Annotated in this window: 15 protein-coding genes; 7 read left to right on the top strand and 8 right to left on the bottom strand. The window is 53.9% G+C overall.

Annotation, left to right across the window (positions count from 1 at the left end; all coding sequences use genetic code 11):
* The first annotated feature begins 157 nt into the window (after positions 1–157).
* Positions 158–1513, top strand: a complete 1356-nt coding sequence (gorA, locus tag AADEFJLK_RS17170) for a glutathione-disulfide reductase (protein ID WP_103975089.1) — start codon at positions 158–160, stop codon at positions 1511–1513.
* Between the two features lie 44 nt (positions 1514–1557).
* Here gorA and AADEFJLK_RS17165 read toward each other — a convergent pair whose 3' ends face one another.
* From AADEFJLK_RS17165 to AADEFJLK_RS17125, 8 genes are all read right to left on the bottom strand, one after another.
* A complete protein-coding gene (locus AADEFJLK_RS17165; protein ID WP_103975088.1) occupies positions 1558–1851 on the bottom strand; it encodes a carboxypeptidase regulatory-like domain-containing protein in 294 nt (97 codons plus the stop codon).
* A gap of 421 nt (positions 1852–2272) precedes the next feature.
* Positions 2273–3574 (bottom strand): PepSY-associated TM helix domain-containing protein, encoded by a 1302-nt coding sequence (locus tag AADEFJLK_RS17155; RefSeq protein ID WP_103975085.1) that lies wholly within the window; start codon positions 3572–3574, stop codon positions 2273–2275.
* Positions 3575–3715: 141 nt separating this feature from the next.
* Positions 3716–6127, bottom strand: a complete 2412-nt coding sequence (locus tag AADEFJLK_RS17150) for a GNAT family N-acetyltransferase (protein WP_103975084.1) — start codon at positions 6125–6127, stop codon at positions 3716–3718.
* Between the two features lie 33 nt (positions 6128–6160).
* The gene (locus tag AADEFJLK_RS17145; protein ID WP_103975083.1) at positions 6161–7321 is read right to left on the bottom strand and encodes an MFS transporter; all 1161 of its coding nucleotides are present in this window, start codon (positions 7319–7321) and stop codon (positions 6161–6163) included.
* A 1-nt stretch (position 7322) separates the two neighbouring features.
* Positions 7323–8624: a lysine N(6)-hydroxylase/L-ornithine N(5)-oxygenase family protein gene (locus AADEFJLK_RS17140; RefSeq protein WP_103975082.1), complete on the bottom strand. Its 1302-nt coding sequence runs from the start codon at positions 8622–8624 to the stop codon at positions 7323–7325.
* A complete protein-coding gene (locus AADEFJLK_RS17135) occupies positions 8617–10200 on the bottom strand; it encodes a pyridoxal phosphate-dependent decarboxylase family protein (protein ID WP_103975115.1) in 1584 nt (527 codons plus the stop codon). Before AADEFJLK_RS17135 ends, AADEFJLK_RS17140 begins: the two co-directional genes overlap by 8 nt.
* Positions 10201–10227: 27 nt before the next feature.
* Positions 10228–12441 (bottom strand): TonB-dependent siderophore receptor, encoded by a 2214-nt coding sequence (locus AADEFJLK_RS17130; protein ID WP_103975081.1) that lies wholly within the window; start codon positions 12439–12441, stop codon positions 10228–10230.
* Between the two features lie 148 nt (positions 12442–12589).
* Positions 12590–13075, bottom strand: a complete 486-nt coding sequence (locus AADEFJLK_RS17125) for an RNA polymerase sigma factor (RefSeq protein WP_103975080.1) — start codon at positions 13073–13075, stop codon at positions 12590–12592.
* Positions 13076–13257: 182 nt separating this feature from the next.
* On the opposite strand from AADEFJLK_RS17125, the gene AADEFJLK_RS17120 reads away from it, so the two are divergent.
* The 6 genes from AADEFJLK_RS17120 to hisG all read left to right on the top strand — a co-directional run bounded on the left by AADEFJLK_RS17120 (position 13258) and on the right by hisG (position 18581).
* Positions 13258–14523 (top strand): amidohydrolase family protein, encoded by a 1266-nt coding sequence (locus AADEFJLK_RS17120; protein WP_103975079.1) that lies wholly within the window; start codon positions 13258–13260, stop codon positions 14521–14523.
* Positions 14524–15072: 549 nt separating this feature from the next.
* Positions 15073–15855, top strand: a complete 783-nt coding sequence (gene mlaE, locus AADEFJLK_RS17115; protein ID WP_088619208.1) for a lipid asymmetry maintenance ABC transporter permease subunit MlaE — start codon at positions 15073–15075, stop codon at positions 15853–15855.
* A 1-nt stretch (position 15856) separates the two neighbouring features.
* Positions 15857–16324, top strand: a complete 468-nt coding sequence (mlaD, locus tag AADEFJLK_RS17110) for an outer membrane lipid asymmetry maintenance protein MlaD (RefSeq protein ID WP_088619209.1) — start codon at positions 15857–15859, stop codon at positions 16322–16324.
* Positions 16321–16629 carry an STAS domain-containing protein gene (locus AADEFJLK_RS17105; protein ID WP_103975078.1) on the top strand — a complete coding sequence of 103 codons (309 nt, stop codon included), beginning with the start codon at positions 16321–16323 and terminating at the stop codon, positions 16627–16629. The genes mlaD and AADEFJLK_RS17105 overlap by 4 nt, the downstream gene beginning before the upstream one ends.
* 45 nt (positions 16630–16674) lie before the next feature.
* Entirely contained in the window at positions 16675–17940 is a 1266-nt protein-coding gene (murA, locus tag AADEFJLK_RS17100; RefSeq protein ID WP_103975076.1) for a UDP-N-acetylglucosamine 1-carboxyvinyltransferase, read from the top strand.
* An 11-nt stretch (positions 17941–17951) separates the two neighbouring features.
* Positions 17952–18581, top strand: a complete 630-nt coding sequence (gene hisG, locus AADEFJLK_RS17095; RefSeq protein ID WP_088619212.1) for an ATP phosphoribosyltransferase — start codon at positions 17952–17954, stop codon at positions 18579–18581.
* The last annotated feature ends 16 nt before the right edge of the window (positions 18582–18597 follow it).

Here is an 18597-nt window from a genome sequence, read left to right as displayed (position 1 = left end):
TGCGGGCAAGATGCCCGCGCTCCAAAAATGAGGATGCTGAGGTTATTTTATGCACGTTCCTAACGTTAATTCCCGAAGCTAGAGCTTCCCGAATTTAAGTTCCCAAGCCAGAGCTTGGGAACTAGCGTCAGAATGCTTACCCAACAAGGAACCCAACATGATACCTTACGATTATGATTTATTTGTAATAGGCGCAGGCTCCGGCGGGGTGCGGGCGGCGCGGATGGCGGCGGGCTTGGGGGTGCGGGTCGCGGTTGCCGAGAACCGCTACTTAGGCGGCACTTGTGTCAACGTCGGTTGCGTACCGAAAAAACTCTTTGTCTACGCCGCGCATTTTCACGAAGACTTTAAAGCCGCACCCGGATTCGGTTGGACATTATCCGAACCGCAATTTTCTTGGCAACATTTACGCGCCCAGAAAGACCAAGAAATCACCCGCCTGCAAGGCATATACGGCAACTTGCTGGCAGGTTCCGGCGTGACCGTCATCAACGGCCAAGCGCAATTAATCGATGCCCATACCGTGAGCATCGCCGGGCAACACTACCGTTGCGGGCGGATTCTGATCGCCACAGGCGGCTGGCCGGACGTGCCGGCATTTCCCGGCAGCGAGCATGTCGTCACCTCTAATGAAATGTTCGCCTTAGAAGCCTTGCCGAAACGGCTGCTGATTGTCGGCGGCGGTTATATCGCCGTGGAATTCGCGGGCATTATGCACGGTTTGGGCGTGGAGACGACCTTATGTTATCGCGGCGACAAACTGTTACGCGGTTTTGACGAGGATATCCGCGACTTTGTCGCCCAAGAGATGCAGAAAAAAGGCTTGCGGATTGTGTTCAACACCGACATCGAACGCATCGAAAAAACCGCAGAAGGCTTCGTGGCGCAGACCAAACAAGGCCAAACCTTAACCGCTGATCTGGTGTTGTATGCGACCGGACGCAGCCCCAACACTGCTGGCCTAGGCTTGGCCGAAGCCGGGGTGGCGCTGGACAAACGCGGGGCTGTTATCATTAATGACGGCTACCAGACCAACGTGCCGTCAATCTATGCCCTAGGCGATGTCACGCACCGCTTCAGCCTGACCCCCGTCGCCACCGCCGAGGCGATGGCGTTGGTGAATTTGCTCTATACCGACCAGCGCAGCCCGGTCGATTATGACCATATCCCGACCGCCGTGTTCTGCCAACCCAATGTCGGCACAGTAGGCTTAAGCGAAGCCGAAGCCCGTCGCCGTTATGACGATATTGTAATTTATAAATCGGTGTTTACGCCGATGAAGCATACCTTATCGGGCTTGGGCGAGAAAACCTTGATGAAAATGGTGGTGCGCCGCAGTACCGACCAAGTGCTGGGTTTGCACATGGTCGGCGCGGAAGCGGGGGAGATTATTCAGGGCATGGCGGTGGCGTTACGCGCCGGGGCGACTAAGGCGGTGTTCGATTCCACCCTAGGCATACACCCCACCGCCGCCGAAGAGTTTGTGACTATGCGCAAGCCCGTGGGGGAATGATAACAGCACAGAAAAGGTACGCACAGCGTACCTTGGGCTTACGCTTATTCGCGCGGCATTAAGTCGATGTCGTTAATGGTGTCTTTGCCGATGGTTTTGGTATAGAGGAAATAGCCGGGGGCGTTGACGATCATCGCTTGGTCGGTGTCGGAGACTTCTAAGGTATAGCTGCCCATCGCATCGGTAGCGGTACTTTCTTTGCCGATGCTGACGGTTGCCGAGGAAATCGGGTTGCCGGTCGGCTTGTCGCGGACGACACCTTTAATTTCAACACCGGAACAACCTGCCAATAACATCAGGGTGGCGGCGGCAAACGTGGCTTTTACAGGGAAGTTCATAGCGGATTTTCCTTTGCAGGTCAGTAGTGGGGAGAGAAAACAGTTGGCGGCACTTAGACAAGGCTATCCGGCCTCAGTTCGGTACGCCATTTTAACCGCTTATGCCCTGCATCGAAAATTTATCATCAACCGACTAGGGAACGCGCATAAAATAAAATCTGTTGAACAGGCGAAAGTACGGCAACCCCCTCCCAGCCTCCCCCTTGGCAGGGGGAGGGGCATTTTCCCCTTGATTTTCGCCTGTATGACGGAGAAGGCATAAGCTCCCTCCCCTGCCAAGGGCGACTGCACGGATGCAGGAGGTAGAGCAACGCAAGGAGCGGTTGCCGAGAGGGCTGGGGTGGGGTTTAACACGCAGAGATGCAATGGAACGCCTACTTAATTTTATATACGTTCCTAGGCTTATTCGCAGGCATAGCACTCACACAATGCGGCGGGCAAATAAGGCGAGAATCGGCACGCTCAAAGCCAACCATGACAAGGTATCGCCCAGGCCATCGGCTAATAAGGCCGCGCATAAGCCGATGAGGCTGCTTGCGCAAATGGCGATGGGGATAGGCCACGGCTTGGGGCGGATGGGGCGTAACTGCCGTTGAGGCTTGGCGGTTTGGGCGGGGCGGCGGCAGTGTTTCTTACCCCAAAGGTATAAGCCGCCCACTAAAATCCCGATGCTGAGCAAGTCTAACATTGCCCAGAGAATTTTTAGCGGCAAGCCGCCGTAATCGCCAAAATGCAGGGGCTTGGACAGTAACAAGGCACTGACATAACCGGGCAGTTCCGCCGTGGCGAGGACTTGGCCAGTTTGGGCATCCAGCACGACGGGCTTAAGCAATTTTGCCGTTAACGGGGTCTCACCCTGCATAAACGCGACAAATTGGTTAGGCCCTGCGAAGGGATTGCCCGGAAACGCCAAAAAACTCAACGCACTGTTTGGCACCGCCCGATAAGCGGCGTTAACGGCTGTTTGCACCGAACCGATAGGCCGGATAGGTGCCGCCGCGTAGGGAGCAAGCAGTTGCGCCAATTGTTCGCTTTGCCAGCGGCTAAAAATCGGCGCGGCAACCGTGTTAATGACCCCAGTGACCGTCACTACCGACAGCCACACCACAGTGACGATGCCGAGCAGATTATGCCAATCCAACCACGCCAAATACCCTTGCCGGACAGTGCCGAACGTGAGTTTGCGCATAAACGGGGCATATAACACCACGCCGGACACTATCGCCACCATCAAGAACCCCCCCATTAAGCCTAACCACAAACTGCCCCATAAGCCGGCAAACAAATCGACATGCAGCCTTAACGCGATATTCATCAAGCCTTGGTTGAGCGGATAGGCCTGTAAATACGCCCCAGTGCGGGCATCCATGCTATAAAACGCGGATGGCTGCGCCGCCGCTATGTCCGCCCCCATGCGCACAAACCACAGATCCGGCTCTTGGGGTTCGGCAACGAGAAATTGGACGCTATCGCCTGGGCGGCGGGCTTGGGCGGCGGCGATAACGGCATCCAGATTGGCGCGGGTTGGGATGGCGCTATCCGGCCAAGGCGGCGGGCTTATGCGGTAACCTAAGGCATGGTCGATTTCGTCGGCAAAAATCAGCGGCAACCCTGTCAGGCATAGCAGCAAAATAAAGCCCGTACAGATGAGGCTACTCCATTTATGGATAAAGGCCCAACGCTTGAGGATGCGCGGCGTTAAGCCGATGCTCACGTTTTTCATAAAGTAACTACCAAAAGAGAATCACGCATAAAACAACAGCGGCAACGTTATTATGCTCTTGGAGCGCGGGCATCTTGCCCGCCCTTGCAGCCAGAATGGCCGCGCCCCAAGGCCTACGCCATTTTTATGCCCACGGATTTGTTATAAGCAAGCCTCAGTATCCGCTTCCCGGTTGGTGCTTTTAGGGCTAACAGGCCTAAACGCGGCGATAGGGTTGGCAAGTGTGCCGACAAATTGCAGGCTTTGCGCAGGATTAGCCAAATCCACCATTTGCTGGTTATTGCGCAATTGCAGGCGGTTTAAGCAGGAGCGGATAAATTCCGGTGCGAACAGGTCATGGCGGGCGAATTTTTCGGCCAGTTCGGGGTGCGCCGCTTGGTAGTCGAGGATGCAAGCGGCGACCAGTTGCCAGAACTGGTGTTCGGGGAAGCCGCTATGGACGTACAAAATCTCCGCCAAATAGCGGAAAATCAAGTCAAAACAATCGGTAAAAATCGATAACAGCTTCAGTTCCTCCGGCACGTCTACCGCCAAACGTTGCACTTTGTCGGATAACAGCACATTGGGGTTCATGATGGCGGCTTCTTCGGCGATGTCTTTCATAATGGCGCGGATCGGCACTTGATTTTCCAGCACTAAAATGAGATTTTCGCCATGCGGCATAAACACCAGATCATAGGCATAGAAGCAGTGCAGCAACGGGCTTAAGTAGCAGTCCAAATAGGCGTGCAGCCAAGCATGGGTACTCAGGCCTGAGGCGGCTATCAAGGCGGGCAATAAGGCCGCACCTTGTCCGTCAGTATGCAGCAAAGCCGCCATGGTCATTAAATGTTGCCCGGCTTGCAGTTGCGGCACGGGGCTGTCGCGCCATAAGGCGGCGAGCATTTTTTTATAAGGGCTGTCTTGGCGTAAAGCGGCCTCGTAGTAGCTGTGGCGATAGCCGATGGCGGCGACTTCCCGCAAAATGCTAAAGCCTTTGGTGCTAAGATAAGGGTCTTGGCTAATCAGGCCGTTAATGCAGTCATTAATGGCGGGAGTGGTGCTCATATAATAAGGTGACAAACCACGCATAAAGCCCATGTTCAAAATCGATAAGGCGGTTTTGACATAGCGTTTATGCGGCTGGCTGATATTAAAAAAGGTGCGTATCGACTGTTGCGCCAGATAGGCATCGTCGCCATAGCCTAAGCACAGTAAGTGTTTAGCCGCCAAATCGGCGGCGAACAGTTGCACCAGTTTGTTATACCATTGCCAAGGATGCACGGGCAGCAGGTAATAGTCCGCCGCCACCAAGCCTTGTTGTTCCAATATGCGGGCAAAATTCGCCAAGGCCGCCGCGCCCAGCTCTTGCACCAGTAGATCTTCATAAGTCAAATCTTCACTACAGGCGAATTCCACTTTGCTTTTATGCGCCGCCAGCCAAATTAAGTTCACTGGCGTTGCCGCTTCGGGAGCGTAGGCCTGATAGTCAGCGGCATCAAAACCGATGCGGCCATTATTGGCGATAAACGCCGGATGCCCCGCCATCATCGCCGTTTCTAGCGTTTGAAAATCCGCTCCGACCAGTTCGGCCACCTTGCCGCTCTGTTTGCACAGTTTATAGGCGCTGCCATATAAGGTACTGGTGATTTCTTCCATATAGATAGGCAACAAAGCGGGGGCTATGCCCAAGCTGGCTTGATTTTCGGTGATAAAAGCCAATGCGTCCAAGGCCGCCAGATTGCCGCCCGCCCATTTTTCTAAAGAAGCCGGATCGATATGCCAGTGCTCTAAGCTTAAAAGCTGCGCCCGGAAGCGGTATTCGACAGCCGCTTGGTCGGTCGGCAAGCGGTAATACCCCCATTCGCCTTCCTGGTACTGATGTTCGGGGACAATCACCAGTTCATGGGCGAGTTCGCTGATAGCCTTAATCAACAACAAGGTGTTGGCCTGCGCCCAAGTGTCGGCCTGCAAATGCGCGGCACTGTGCTGCGGTGGGCTTTGGCGGCTGGCCTTGGCGAGGGCGGCGTAATAATGGTTACGCGTGCAAAAGGCCAAATAAGCAGTTTTATTCGGCAAGTTGATGGTCTTTTGATAGACAAAACCGGCACGTTTGTTCAAGGTATGGATGTCGGCGTTGCGGATGTCCGGCTCCACCACTAAGCGTTGCACACGACGGTCATCGAAGATAAACGCCATGATGACGGTGAACACTGTCCAAGTAAAATCGGCGACCCGTTGCTCGGCGGGGGCAACCAGAATGTGCATCCCCGCATCACCCGCTTGCCAAGCATAATGCTGATCCAGCGCATATTGCCGGGGGTCGTAACATTCCAATAAAAAGGCCGGGGCATTATTGCAAAAGCCCAGATAGACCTGCGCCTTGGTACTGATGTTACGGTATTCCGCCTCCACCTCCGCCAAAGCCATACCCTGCAAACCCCAATAACGCGCATAGTCCAAATTAACCCAACGATGGATTAAGGCCATATCATCGGGGATTTGCAAAGGGCGTAACGAAAAGCTGCCGATAGCCGGAATGTGTTTTTGGAAACAAACAGGTGTTGGGTTCATAAAGGATACCTATAGAGAATAAGATAAGAAAGCTTACGGTTTACTGACAGCCAGGCTATGCAATGCCCTAGGCCGGAACAGCAACAGATAAATTAACAAAGTCGGTAAGAGTGCTGCCGCGCCGACCAGAAACGGGGCTGACAGCGGATAATCGGCGACTAAGCGGCCTGCCGCCAAAGCCGCCAGTAACGCCCCCACGCTTTGGCAAAAGTAAATTTTGCTAAAATCGCGGGTATAGGTGCTGGGGGTGCTGATGGCGAAGACGCAGACATCTAAGTACACCGTGGCTTGAAACAATCCCCAACCATAGAGACAACGCCCCACCAGCACCACAGCGGGATGTGGGATGGCTTGGCAAGCCAAGCCAATGGCGCATAAACCCAGTGCGGGGCTTACGCCATGCAAACCGCCCTTATTTTTGCCCAGGCACAAAGCCACTAAGGCGATAGCGCCGGGCAGGGCAAATACCAGCCCGGTAACGGTTTCGCCCTGCCAAGGGCTAAGCGTCTGCCAGTAGGAAGAAAAAAATGGCCGCCCCAAACTGATGCTAAAATAAAACAACAACATCACCATACCCAGCGGATACAAGCCGACAGTGCGGGGCGGGTTCGCCATAGCCGTTTCGGGAAGTGGCACGGGAACCATGCGGACGGCAAGCAAGCCGCAACAGATCAGCATCTGCATAAAATCACCCGCCGCCATCAGCAAAAACGCTTGCCTAGGTGCTAATAATTCCAATACTAGGCCACCCGCCGCCGCACCCAATATCGCCCCTAAATGTACCAGCACCGCCAACAAGCCTACCGTGCCGCCGTGTTTGTCTTGCGTTTCTAAGCTCATGATATACGGGTAAATCAGCAAGTAACTGCCTTTAAAACCCAGCATCAGTAACGACAACAGCCAGAAATCCGCCAAGCTTTGCGCCCCATAACAAGCGATGCTCAATAGGCCGGCGGCACATTGGGTGTACACCAGCAAACGCAATACAGGAATGTGTTTGGCCACGCGAGCCCATAACACAAATGCCAGCATCACCACCAAACAGGTCGCGCTGAGATAGAGGCCGATATACCACGGGTCATCCATCGCAAACGCGGCACGAAAAAATTGCGGATAAAACGGCAATAACAGGGCATCACTGACTACCGACACCGTAATTAACGTCACCAGAAAACACTTGAAGGGGTTCGCCATGCTAAATTCCGGTGGCCTCAGGGACGGTAAATTGCTGGAAGGCGATGCGCCGCTCAATGGGATAATGTGCCGTACCCGTAATGGCTTCGATAATGCAGGCATTGCGGTAACACACCATGCCTAAATCAGGGGTGGTGAAGCCGTGGCTGTGCAGGCCGACATTCTGGACAAACAATTCGTTGCCGTTCGGGTCGATGCTGTAATTGCGGTTGACGGCAAAACGGCCCTGCCCATCCCATTGGATGCGCTGTTCGATACCCGCCAAGAATTCCGGCAAGCGGTAATGGTAGCCCGTCGCCAATACCAGACCGGCACTGTGGTGGCGAAAACTGGCGGCCTGCTCTTGATGCTCAAAGTCCAAGGTAAATTGGCCGCTGGTGGTATCGAAAGCCGCCGCCGTTAAAGCGGAATGGGTCAATAAATTGGCCCGAATGGCATGGTTTAGGCTTTTGGCATAGAGCAAATCATAAATATCGTTAATCAACGCGCCGTTAATGCCTTTATAAAGGTTATGCTGTCCGGCGATAACACGGTCGCGTTGCCCGGCGGGCAGGCCATGAAAATAATCCACATACTCCGGCGAGGTCATTTCTAAGGTCAACTTGTTGTATTCCAGCGGAAAAAACCGTGCCGAGCGGGTAATCCAGCTCAGTTCATAGCCATATTTATCAATATCTTGCAGTAAATCATAATAAATTTCCGCCGCGCTTTGCCCGCTACCCAACACGGTAATCGAGGTCTGCCGCTGTAAATCCGCCTTAACGTTCAGATACTGCGACGAATGCACCGCCGCCGCCAAGTTTGCGCAGCACGGCGGCGTGTAAGGTACAGTCCCCGTGCCTAACACTAAGGCTTTGGCACGGTAAGTGCGGCTTTGCCCGGTTTGCGTACACTGGCTATGGATAAGATAACAACCTAACCCAGCGTGGTAATCCACTTGCCAGACATGGCTGTTAAAAACCACGTTATCGAGCTTAGCCGCCGCCCATTGGCAATACTGGTTATACTCGCTACGCAACAGGAAAAAGTTTTCGCGGATATAAAACGCATAGATACGCCCTTGTTCTTTCAGGTAGTTTAAAAAGCTGAACGGGCTGGTCGGATCGGCTAAGGTCACTAAATCCGATAAAAACGGCGTTTGCAAATGCGCCGACTCCAACATCATGCCCGGATGCCAATTAAAGCCCGCACTGCTATCCAAAAACACACTGTCCACGCCTTTAATGGGCTGGAGCAAACACGCCAGACTCAGGTTGAACGGGCCGATACCGATGCCGACCACGTCATAAATTTTCTCAGGCATCACAAGCCTCCTTAACAAAATCATCGTTAACGGCATTGGGCAGGTCATCGGCATGGCCGTACTGGCGACCATAAAACAGGATCAATTTCAGCACCGCCTGCAAATCTTGGATGGTCGTTAAGGGATTGAGCAGGGTAAATTTAAGGTATTGTTGGCCATGCACTTTTGTCCCCGCAATAACGGCCTCGCCGGAACGGAACAAAGCCTTGCGGATAGCGGCGTTGGCCTTGTCCAACTCGGCTCCGTCGGCTTGCCGGGCGGGGCGGTAACGGAACACTAAGGTGCTAAGTTGCGGATGATGCAGCGTTTCGATAGACGGCTCCGACAGCAGCAACAAATAGGCTTGTTTGGCCAAATGGATGCAGGCATCAAAAGCCGCACCCAATTGCGCCGCCCCCATTACGCGTAAAGTCAGCCACAGCTTCAGTGCGTCAAAGCGTTTGGTGGTTTGGATACTTTTATTGACCAGATTAGGTACACCGTCGTTAGCTTGGCTTAAAGGGTTGAGATAATCGGCATGATGAGTCACTACCGCCAAATGGCGTTTGTCCTTCACCAAAAACGCGCTGCAACTGACAGGTTGCAAAAACGCTTTGTGATAATCGACCGTGACCGAATCGGCACACTCAATACCCGCCAACCAATGCCGGAATTTAGGCGACACCAACAGGCCGCAACCATAAGCCGCATCGACATGCAGCCACAGGCCATAAACTTGGCAAAGCTGGGCCAGCTCAGGTAACGGGTCGATACTGCCAAAATCGGTAGTGCCCGCCGTCGCCACCACCGCCATGGGGATCAGTCCATTGGCTAAAGCCCTATCCAGCTCATGCGCCAACGCCGCCACATCCATTTTAAAATAGCGGTCACAAGCAACCGGCACGACTGCGTCATAGCCCAAGCCTAAAATAGCCGCCGCTTTTTGGATGCTAAAATGGCTGGCTTGCGAAGTGAAAATTCGTAACTTGCCAAAATCAACGGGTAAACCGTGGGTTTTGGTGCTGTAACCCGCATTTTTGGCGCAACAGCTATCGCGCGCCAACAGCATCGCCATTAAGTTGGATTGGGTACCACCGCTGGTAAAAATGCCGTCTGCCTGTCCGCCCAAGCCGATAATCTCAGTAGTCCAATCGAGCAATTTTTGTTCGATCAACGTACCGCCCGCACTTTGGTCCCAAGTATCCACCGACGAATTGACCGACACCAGCAACAACTCCGCCAAAATGGCGGGTATCGCTATCGGGCAATTCAGGTGCGCGACATACTGGGGATGGTGGAAGTACACGGCATGGTTAAGATATAACTGCTCCAGTTCCGCCAAGGCTTCGGCCAACCCGCAGGTCTGGCGTAAATCCACCGCGCGGAACTGTGCCGCCAGTTCGTGCGGCAAAATGCCGCTAAAAGGTTTATTGGCGGCGGCAACGCTTTTTTGGATCAGGGCGATACCTTGCAGCAAACTGGCTTGATAGTGGCCTAAGTTGCGCTCATTAAAGATAAAATCCGGGTTTAACAAGTGGCTAGCAGACGGCTCGGGGCAACATTTAACGGTTTGTAACATAACGGTTTCGTTATTCATAAACATCTCCAAAGTGGGAGGAAAGCCTTAAAAACTGTATTTAACCGAGCCAATAATGACCCGCCGCGCCCCGTAGGTGGCAAAGTCGCCGCCGCTGGTAAAAGCGGTGGCGACATATTCCTTATCGAGGGCGTTTTGCAGGTTGACGGCAAATTGGAAGGGTTTGAGGTTGAAATGCACAGCCGTGTCGAACAGCACGACATCGGGGATTTCGATGGTGTTTCTGGCGGCGTAGCTGTTGCCGACTGAGGTGCCGATATAGCGCGTCCCCGCCCCCACGCCCCAGCCTTTCGCTTGGCCGGACGGCACGGTGTAATCCGCCCATAGCGTGGCTTTGTGTTCAGGCGTGTATTCCAAAGTTTCGCCCACTTCGGCACTGAATGAGCTTTTGGTGACATGGGCATCGGTATAGGCGTAACTGGCCGTGACATCCAAACCGTTATCCAGGCTGGCGACCCCTTCTAACTCTAGGCCTTGCGAACGCGCTTCACCGCGTTGCACATTGGCGAAGGTAATCGGGTTCGGGGTCAGGAAGCTATGCCGGGTCAAATCAAAATACGCTAAGGTGACAAAGCTATTGGACTGTTTGGGCTGGAACTTCACCCCCACTTCGTATTGCTCGCCCGTTTCCGGCGTAAACGCCACCCCATTGGCATCCGTACCTAACACGGGCAAAAACGATTGCGCGTAGCTTAAATAAGGGGCAAGGCCATTGTCAGCCAGATACACCAACCCGGCGCGGCCTGTGGCGGCGTTGTTGCCCTGTTGGGTAGTTTGGCCGCTCAGGCGGTCTTGGGTTTCGCTATCGGCCAAGTCATAGCGCCCGCCTAAGGTCAGTCGCCAGTGTTCGGCCAATTTAAGCTGGTCTTGCAAATACAAACCGATTTGGTTTTGTACAGCCGCTTGGTTCTTAAACACTGGGGCTGCCGCGACGGGGCTGCCATAAACCGGGTTGTAAATGTCCAGGTTAGGCGCGTCGCCATAGGTCTGCACCGTCGTCGAATGGACATGCTGGAAATCTAAGCCCGCCAGCAAAGAGTGGCTCACGGGGCCAGTGGCAAAGTTAAACTGGGCTTGGTTATCCAAGCTAACGCCCTGCACCTTGCCGAAACTTTCATATAAGGCGCGGGTGATAGTGCGTTGGTCGGCCAGCAAGGCGGTGGTGTAAATCGTCCTGTCATCAACGGCATTATCGTAGTAGCGGGTTTTTTGCCGGAACGTCACTGCTTTGTTCAAGCGATGCTCCAATTCGTAGCCGACAGCAAATTCTTCACGGTTATAGCTATCTACAGTGGGTTCGCCAGTAAAGCGGTTGGTGGGAATTTTGCCGTTGGGATTGCCATATAAAGTCCCGGCGGCAGGCAGACGCTGCGAGGGCTGGGTCTGATCTTTTTGATAGTGGCTTAATAACGTCAGGGTGGTTTGGCTGTTGGGCTTCCACGTCAGGGCGGGAGCGACATAGATATGCTTGTCTTGGATGTAATCGACTTGGGTATCGCTGTCGCGTACAACCCCGGTCAGGCGGTAGGCCAAGGTTTTTTGTGCGTCCAATGCCCCCGTGGCATCCACCGCGCCTTGTAAACGCCCATAAGTACCCGCATCAAACTTAATCTCGCGGAACGGGTCGAATTGCGGGTGTTTGGAAATGTAATTCACCAAGCCCCCGGCACTGCTTTGCCCATACAACACCGAAGCGGGGCCGCGCGGCACTTCAATACGCTCCGCCCCGTAAGGCTCCAAACTGTAACCGACGACAAAGCCGGGGTTGGCCAGCTTTAAGCTATCTTGGTACAGCCCTGTTTCAGTGGCATCGAAGCCCCGCATTTTAAGGAACGTGGTACGCGGCTCAAAGCCGAAGGTCTCGCTTTGGATGCCCGGCGTATAACGTAGCGTTTCCGCCAAGGTAGTGGCATTTTGCGCGGCGATTTGCTTGCGGGTAACGACCGAAACCGATTGCGGTGTTGCCAGCAACGGGGTGTCGGTTTTGGTGGCGGCGGTACTATTAGGCGCGACATAACCGACATCAGCCGATTGTTCCGCTTCAGCGGTGACGTTCACGGTGGGTAAGGTAGCCGTTTTTGCGGTAGTGGCTTTGGCGGCGGCTTTATCTTCCGCCCTACCCTCTTCAGTGGTTTCTGACGGCTGCGCCAATCCTGGCGTGGGTGCGGCAAGCAACAGGGCGACGGCTAATGCTAGCGGACGGTTGGTGTGCCGATGCGGCAATAGTAATGAATAAGACATCTGCTTGTCTCCAATAAGAAATGATAATCGTTCTCATTTGTAGACGCATGGCAATGGCTAATCCTGATATGGCGGGGAAAATAATTTTTTGCGGGTGGGGCTAAGGCCGGAAGGCAAAGGCAAAATCATCAGCGATAAGCGATAAGCCCTAATCTTCTCGCGCATAAGGGCAATTCTTACAAGCCAGCATCCCCGTATTGATATGTTTTTCGACCATATTGGCCGATATGCCCATACGCACGGCGATGGTGGCTTGCGGTAAACCGACTAACTTATAGAGCACAAAAGCCTCTTTACAGCGCGGCGGTAACTGGGCAATGATTTGCAATACCGCCTCGGCGGCTTGTTGCCCAGCGATAACCGTTACCGGATCACAGGCTTCTGAAGCCAGCAAGCCGATTTCGTCAACATTATCATAGCCGCGTACCGTTTCTTGCCGATAGCGGTCAATGACGATATTTTTGGCGGTTTTAAACAGCCAAGCACGCGGCTCCCGGATTTGGGTTTCCGGCTTGGCGGCCTGGGCTTCCAACACCCGCACAAACGCCTCTTGGGCAATATCTGCTGCTGTGTCGCGGTTGCCGGTAATACGGAGCAGATAATTTAACAATTCGTGATAATGATGTTCTAGCACGGTAGTAAATAAAGGCGTTATTGATAATGATTATCAATTATATTATTGACTATGACGTATTGGCAATGTTTTCCCGCCAATTTGCCCAACAGCACTTGCTATGGGCATAAAATAACGGGTGGATTTATTGATGCCAGTACCGTAAGGTATAGCGTTCCGCCGTCCACCAAACCTAACCGTTTATGCCGCCCACCCCAAGCCCGCTTTTTACCCCTACGCTCAGCCGCCGCCATTTTCTCCGCCTAGCCGCCACAGGCCTTAGCGTCGCCGCCAGCCAGCCGCTACATGCGGACTGGCTACGCCTGAAAAACCACTGCCTAGACCCGGCGGCAAGCCCAGCCAGCGCGTTAGAACAAGCGGCATGGCAAGGCATTAACCCGGTCGATTGGTGGGATTGCCATGCCCATATCGTCGGCTCCGGTGACGGGGGCAGCGGCATTAGCCTAAGCCCCGATTTACAGTCGCCGTTTTGGCATCCCTGGCAATACTTGCAACAGCGGACTTTTGCCAATGCCGCTTGTGCCGAAACGCCGGGGCATCAAGACGAAGCGTTTGTCACGCGGCTGCGGGCTTTAATGGCGAGCCTGCCGAAGGGCGCGAAAGTATTGCTGTATGCGTTTGATAAGGCGCACGGGGCCAGCGGTGAACCGGATGATGCCCATACCGCCTATTTTGTCCCCAACGCGTATGCGCAAAAACTGGCGCAGCTCTACCCCGATAGCTTTGAATGGGTCGCCAGCATCCATCCCTACCGTGCCGATTGTGTGGAAGTGTTGGCGGATGCCGTCGCGCACGGGGCGCGGGCGGTCAAATGGTTGCCGTCCGCTATGGCGATTGATCCGGCCTCACCGCAATGCGGGCGATTTTATCGGGCGGCGGCACAGCTTAACATCCCCATCATTAGCCACGGCGGCGAAGAAAAAGCCATGCACGGTGCGGCTCAGGCCGCATTCGGCAACCCCTTGCGCTTGCGCCGAGCCTTAGATGCCGGAGTGAGGGTAGTGGTCGCGCATTGCGCCAGCATCGGTAACGATACCGACGACAACGGCAAAACCGTCAGAAGTTTTGACTGTTTCGCCAAGCTGATGGCGGAACCGCAATGGCAAGGCCGCTTATTCGGCGACATCTCCGCCATCACCATGCTTAACCGCGATATTAACGTGCTAAAAACCTTACTGACCGAGACCGCTTGGCATAGCCGCCTGTTATATGGCTCAGACTACCCCTTGCCAGCGGTACTGCCCCTCATCTCCGCCCGCGATTTTGCCCACGAAGGCCTGTTGCCGGAAACGGCAGTGGCCCCGTTAGAAGCCCTGCAAGACTACCATGCCCTACGCTTTGATTTTGTGTTAAAACGCCATTTAAGTTGGCAAGGCAAACGCTTTGGGGATAGTGTTTTTGCTACACGGCAGTTTTTTTCTGCGCCGCAAGACGTAGGGGTTGTGTAAATTGCTTGGGCCGAATGGGGATTTTGGGGATAACTAAAACGGACATATACTTCAAACGGTCAAGTTTTCGGTTTTTAGGATTAACCGTTCGCCTGTCCCCAGACCCCCCTTGTGGGGGAGCCTGTCGAAGGCTGGACGGTTAATCCGCCCATGGTTCGGCGACCAGCGGAAGTCCCTGTGGGACGGGCTCACCATGAACGGATTAACCGAAAACTTGACCGTTCAGAGTATAGCTGTTATTCGGCAAGCCACATCTGATAGCCCCCCACCCATGGTGAGGTAACATAGCGGATTTTTTGGCAGCTATGTGGCAAATAAATAGCTGCAAAAAAATCCGCTATGTTATCTCTTTTCATCAGAAACCCAGCCCTTTTATGAAATAATGTATAATCGTGGGTCACTATACGATTCACGGGCGGTTTTTACCCGACCGACACGACGGGGGCTGCGCCAAGCCGTAAAGCAGGGCGTTAGTCAGGGCAAGTCTTGTGATTTTGCCGACAAGATCAACGTAATATCGACAGTACAGCCACCATCAGCCATTCAATCATGACGTACTTTCTACAGAATTTGGGTAAGTCCACCCGCTCCTCCTTTACCAAGCTGGGGCGGGCGACGTTTTTTTTATTGCAAACCTTGGCGGGCATCCCCAGTGTATTGCTCAGGCCGCGCTTATTGCTTAACCAGCTCTATTCGGTCGGGGTATTATCGTTTTTGATTATTACCATTTCCGGCCTGTTTGTCGGCATGGTCTTAGGTCTGCAAGGCTATAATATCCTGTCCGATTTTGGCGCGGAAGCCACCTTAGGGGTAATGGTCGCCGCGTCGTTGGTGCGCGAATTGGGGCCGGTGGTATCGGCACTGTTGTTTGCAGGCCGGGCCGGGTCGGCACTGACAGCGGAAATCGGCCTGATGAAGGCGACCGAGCAGCTTTCCGGCATGGAAATGATGGCGGTTGACCCGATTAAACGCATCATTTCGCCACGCTTTTTAGCGGGCTGTTTGGCCATGCCATTACTGACAGCCTTATTCAGCGCCGTCGGGGTGGTCGGCGGCCAGATGATCGGCTCCGGCCTGTTAGGGGTCGATGAGGGGGCGTATTGGTCACAAATGCAGGCCAGCATTGATTTTTGGGACGACATTGTTAATGGGGTCATCAAAAGCGTGGTGTTTGGCTGGGTAACATCTTGGATCGCGTTATTTGAAGGTTACGACACTCTGCCGACTTCGGAAGGGGTTAGCCGCGCCACTACGCGTACCGTGGTCAATTCCGCATTCAGTATTTTAGGGCTTGATTTTATTCTTACCGCTCTCATGTTTGGAGACAATTAACATGCAGCACACCAATACCCAAGACACCCTAGTCGGACTTTTTGTCGCGGCCGGGATTGCCGGGCTGTTTTTTCTCAGCTTCCAAGTCAGTAACTTAAGCTCATTCACGCAGAAAGCCACTTATACCGTGACCGCCCGCTTTGACAATTCCGGCGGCTTAAAAGTCAAATCCCCAGTATCCGCCGCCGGGGTGAAGATCGGCCAAGTCAGCAGCATCAGCTTTGACCCGAAAACCTACCAGTCGGTTGTGGTCTTACAGATTGAATCGCAATATAACACCTTACCCGACGATACCACCGCCAGCGTCTTTACTGCCGGACTGTTGGGAGAGCAATACGTCAGCCTAGAGCCGGGCGGCTCGGAGACGTTTTTAAAAGATAACGGCACTATCGACATTACCCAACCCGCCATTATTTTAGAAAAGGCGATTGGGCAATTTTTGTTTAAAGCGGCGGAAGAAAAAAAGTGAGCGGCTTGCAGATTCTTGACCAAGGTGGTGGCCCTATCCTCATCGACGGTGATTTGACTTTCGCCAGTTTGGATAAAAATGCCGGGCAGCCCTTGGCCTTTTTACAGGCAGGCCAACCCATCACCATCGATCTGAGCCGGGTCGCTAATGCCGACAGTGCCGGACTGGCGTTGCTGATCGAATGGGCGAAATACGCCCACCGCCACCAGACCCTGCTGAGTTTTGCCCAAATCCCCCAGCAGTTGCTTAACCTTGCCAAGCTGAGCGGCTTGGAAGACACACTATTATTTCACCCGTCAGCCTGAGTGCTGATTTAACCACTGACCGCATCTAGCAGGAACCTTAAAAGCATGGATAAATTAATCATTACTGGCGGCACGCAGCTTTCAGGACAGTTGCGCATTTCCGGCGCGAAAAATGCCGCCTTGCCGATTTTGGCGGCGACATTGCTGGCGGAACATCCCGTCAGTGTCGGCAACATCCCGCATTTGCACGACATCACCACCACCATGGAATTATTGGGGCGGATGGGCGTGCATTTGCTGGTCGATGAAAAAATGAACATCGAAGTCAATAGCAGTACCATTAACAGCTACGAAGCCCCTTACGAGCTGGTCAAGACCATGCGGGCTTCGATTCTGGTGCTAGGGCCGTTACTGGCACGGTTCGGCGAAGCCCATGTGTCCTTGCCCGGCGGTTGCGCCATCGGCACCCGTCCGGTTGACATCCATTTGAATGGCATGATCAAAATGGGGGCGGACATTACCGTCGAAAACGGCTATATCCATGCCTACGCCAAACGTCTGAAAGGTTGCCGATTAGTGCTGGAGCAAGTCACGGTAACGGGCACGGAAAACCTGTTGATGGCGGCAACCTTGGCGGAAGGCATAACCATTATCGAAAACGCCGCGAAAGAGCCGGAGGTGACCGATTTGGCGCATTTTTTAAATGCGCTGGGCGCGAAAATCACGGGTATCGGCACCGATGTGCTGATCATTGAAGGCGTGGAGAAATTGGCCGAGCAAGGTGTCCACTATGACATCCTGCCAGACCGTATCGAAACCGGCACTTATCTGGTGGCGGCGGCGATTACTGGCGGCAAGGTCAAGCTGAAACATACCCGCCCCGATATTCTTGATGCGGTTTTAGATAAGTTGATTGAAGCGGGTGCGGACATCACCACGGGTGACGACTGGATAGAATTGGATATGCACGGCAAAAAGCCCAAAGCCGTCTCGTTGCGCACCGCCCCGTATCCGGCTTTCCCGACCGATATGCAGGCGCAGTTCATCGCCATGAACACCGTTGCCGAAGGCGTGGGCGTGATTACCGAAACCATTTTCGAAAACCGTTTCATGCACGTCCAAGAACTGCACCGCATGGGCGCGGATATTAAATTGGAATCCAACACCGCGATTTGTACCGGAGTTGCCCGCTTGACCGGAGCCCCCGTCATGGCGACCGATTTACGCGCATCCGCCAGTTTGGTGATCGCCGCGCTGATCGCCGAAGGCAGCACCTTGGTAGACCGCATTTACCATATTGACCGTGGTTATGACCACATTGAAGAAAAACTGACGCAATTGGGCGCTACCATCCGCCGCGTCGCCAAATAAAAGGTTGCCCCATGCTGACGATTGCCGTATCCAAAGGCCGTATTTACGAAGAAGCCCTGCCGTTTTTGGCGGAGGCGGGTATCGTACCGACCGATGACCCTACCACTTGCCGCAAATTGATTTTACAAACCACCCGCCCCGATGTGCAGTTGGTCATTATCCGCGCCACCGACGTGCCGACCTTTGTCGAATACGGCGCGGCTGACCTAGGCATAGCGGGTAAAGACGTGCTGCTCGAACACGGCACGGAAGCCTTATACGAGCCGCTCGACCTGAACATCGCCCGTTGCCGCCTGATGACTGCCGCCCACAAGGACGCGCCGCCGATTACCGGACGGGTGCGCGTCGCCACCAAGTATGTCAAAACCGCGCAAAGTTATTTTGCCAGTTTAGGGATTCAGGCGGAGATTATTAAGTTATACGGTTCGATGGAACTCGCCCCGCTGGTCGGCCTCGCCGATTGTATCGTCGATTTGGTCGATACCGGCAACACCTTAAAAGCCAACGACTTGGAGCCGCGCGAACTGATTATGAACATTAGCTCGCGCTTGGTGGTCAATAAGGCCGCGATGAAAATGAAGAATGCCGATATTGCCCAGTTGTTGGCGCAGTTTGAGAAGACCCTGGCGCAACGGGTTTAAGCGTTAACGGTACGCC

The sequence above is a fragment of the Methylovulum psychrotolerans genome (assembly GCF_002923755.1).
Classification (GTDB): domain Bacteria; phylum Pseudomonadota; class Gammaproteobacteria; order Methylococcales; family Methylomonadaceae; genus Methylovulum; species Methylovulum psychrotolerans.
Note: the sequence above shows the minus strand (reverse complement) of the source record. Positions and strands in the feature narration are given on the sequence as shown.

Excerpts from the sequence above, each read along its gene's own strand:
- gorA (WP_103975089.1), top strand. The coding sequence starts at position 158 with ATGATACCTTACGATTATGATTTATTTGTAATAGGCGCAGGCTCCGGC.
- AADEFJLK_RS17165 (WP_103975088.1), bottom strand. The coding sequence starts at position 1,851 with ATGAACTTCCCTGTAAAAGCCACGTTTGCCGCCGCCACCCTGATGTTA.
- AADEFJLK_RS17155 (WP_103975085.1), bottom strand. The coding sequence starts at position 3,574 with ATGAAAAACGTGAGCATCGGCTTAACGCCGCGCATCCTCAAGCGTTGG.
- AADEFJLK_RS17150 (WP_103975084.1), bottom strand. The coding sequence starts at position 6,127 with ATGAACCCAACACCTGTTTGTTTCCAAAAACACATTCCGGCTATCGGC.
- AADEFJLK_RS17145 (WP_103975083.1), bottom strand. The coding sequence starts at position 7,321 with ATGGCGAACCCCTTCAAGTGTTTTCTGGTGACGTTAATTACGGTGTCG.
- AADEFJLK_RS17140 (WP_103975082.1), bottom strand. The coding sequence starts at position 8,624 with ATGCCTGAGAAAATTTATGACGTGGTCGGCATCGGTATCGGCCCGTTC.
- AADEFJLK_RS17135 (WP_103975115.1), bottom strand. The coding sequence starts at position 10,200 with ATGAATAACGAAACCGTTATGTTACAAACCGTTAAATGTTGCCCCGAG.
- AADEFJLK_RS17130 (WP_103975081.1), bottom strand. The coding sequence starts at position 12,441 with ATGTCTTATTCATTACTATTGCCGCATCGGCACACCAACCGTCCGCTA.
- AADEFJLK_RS17120 (WP_103975079.1), top strand. The coding sequence starts at position 13,258 with ATGCCGCCCACCCCAAGCCCGCTTTTTACCCCTACGCTCAGCCGCCGC.
- mlaE (WP_088619208.1), top strand. The coding sequence starts at position 15,073 with ATGACGTACTTTCTACAGAATTTGGGTAAGTCCACCCGCTCCTCCTTT.
- mlaD (WP_088619209.1), top strand. The coding sequence starts at position 15,857 with ATGCAGCACACCAATACCCAAGACACCCTAGTCGGACTTTTTGTCGCG.
- murA (WP_103975076.1), top strand. The coding sequence starts at position 16,675 with ATGGATAAATTAATCATTACTGGCGGCACGCAGCTTTCAGGACAGTTG.
- hisG (WP_088619212.1), top strand. The coding sequence starts at position 17,952 with ATGCTGACGATTGCCGTATCCAAAGGCCGTATTTACGAAGAAGCCCTG.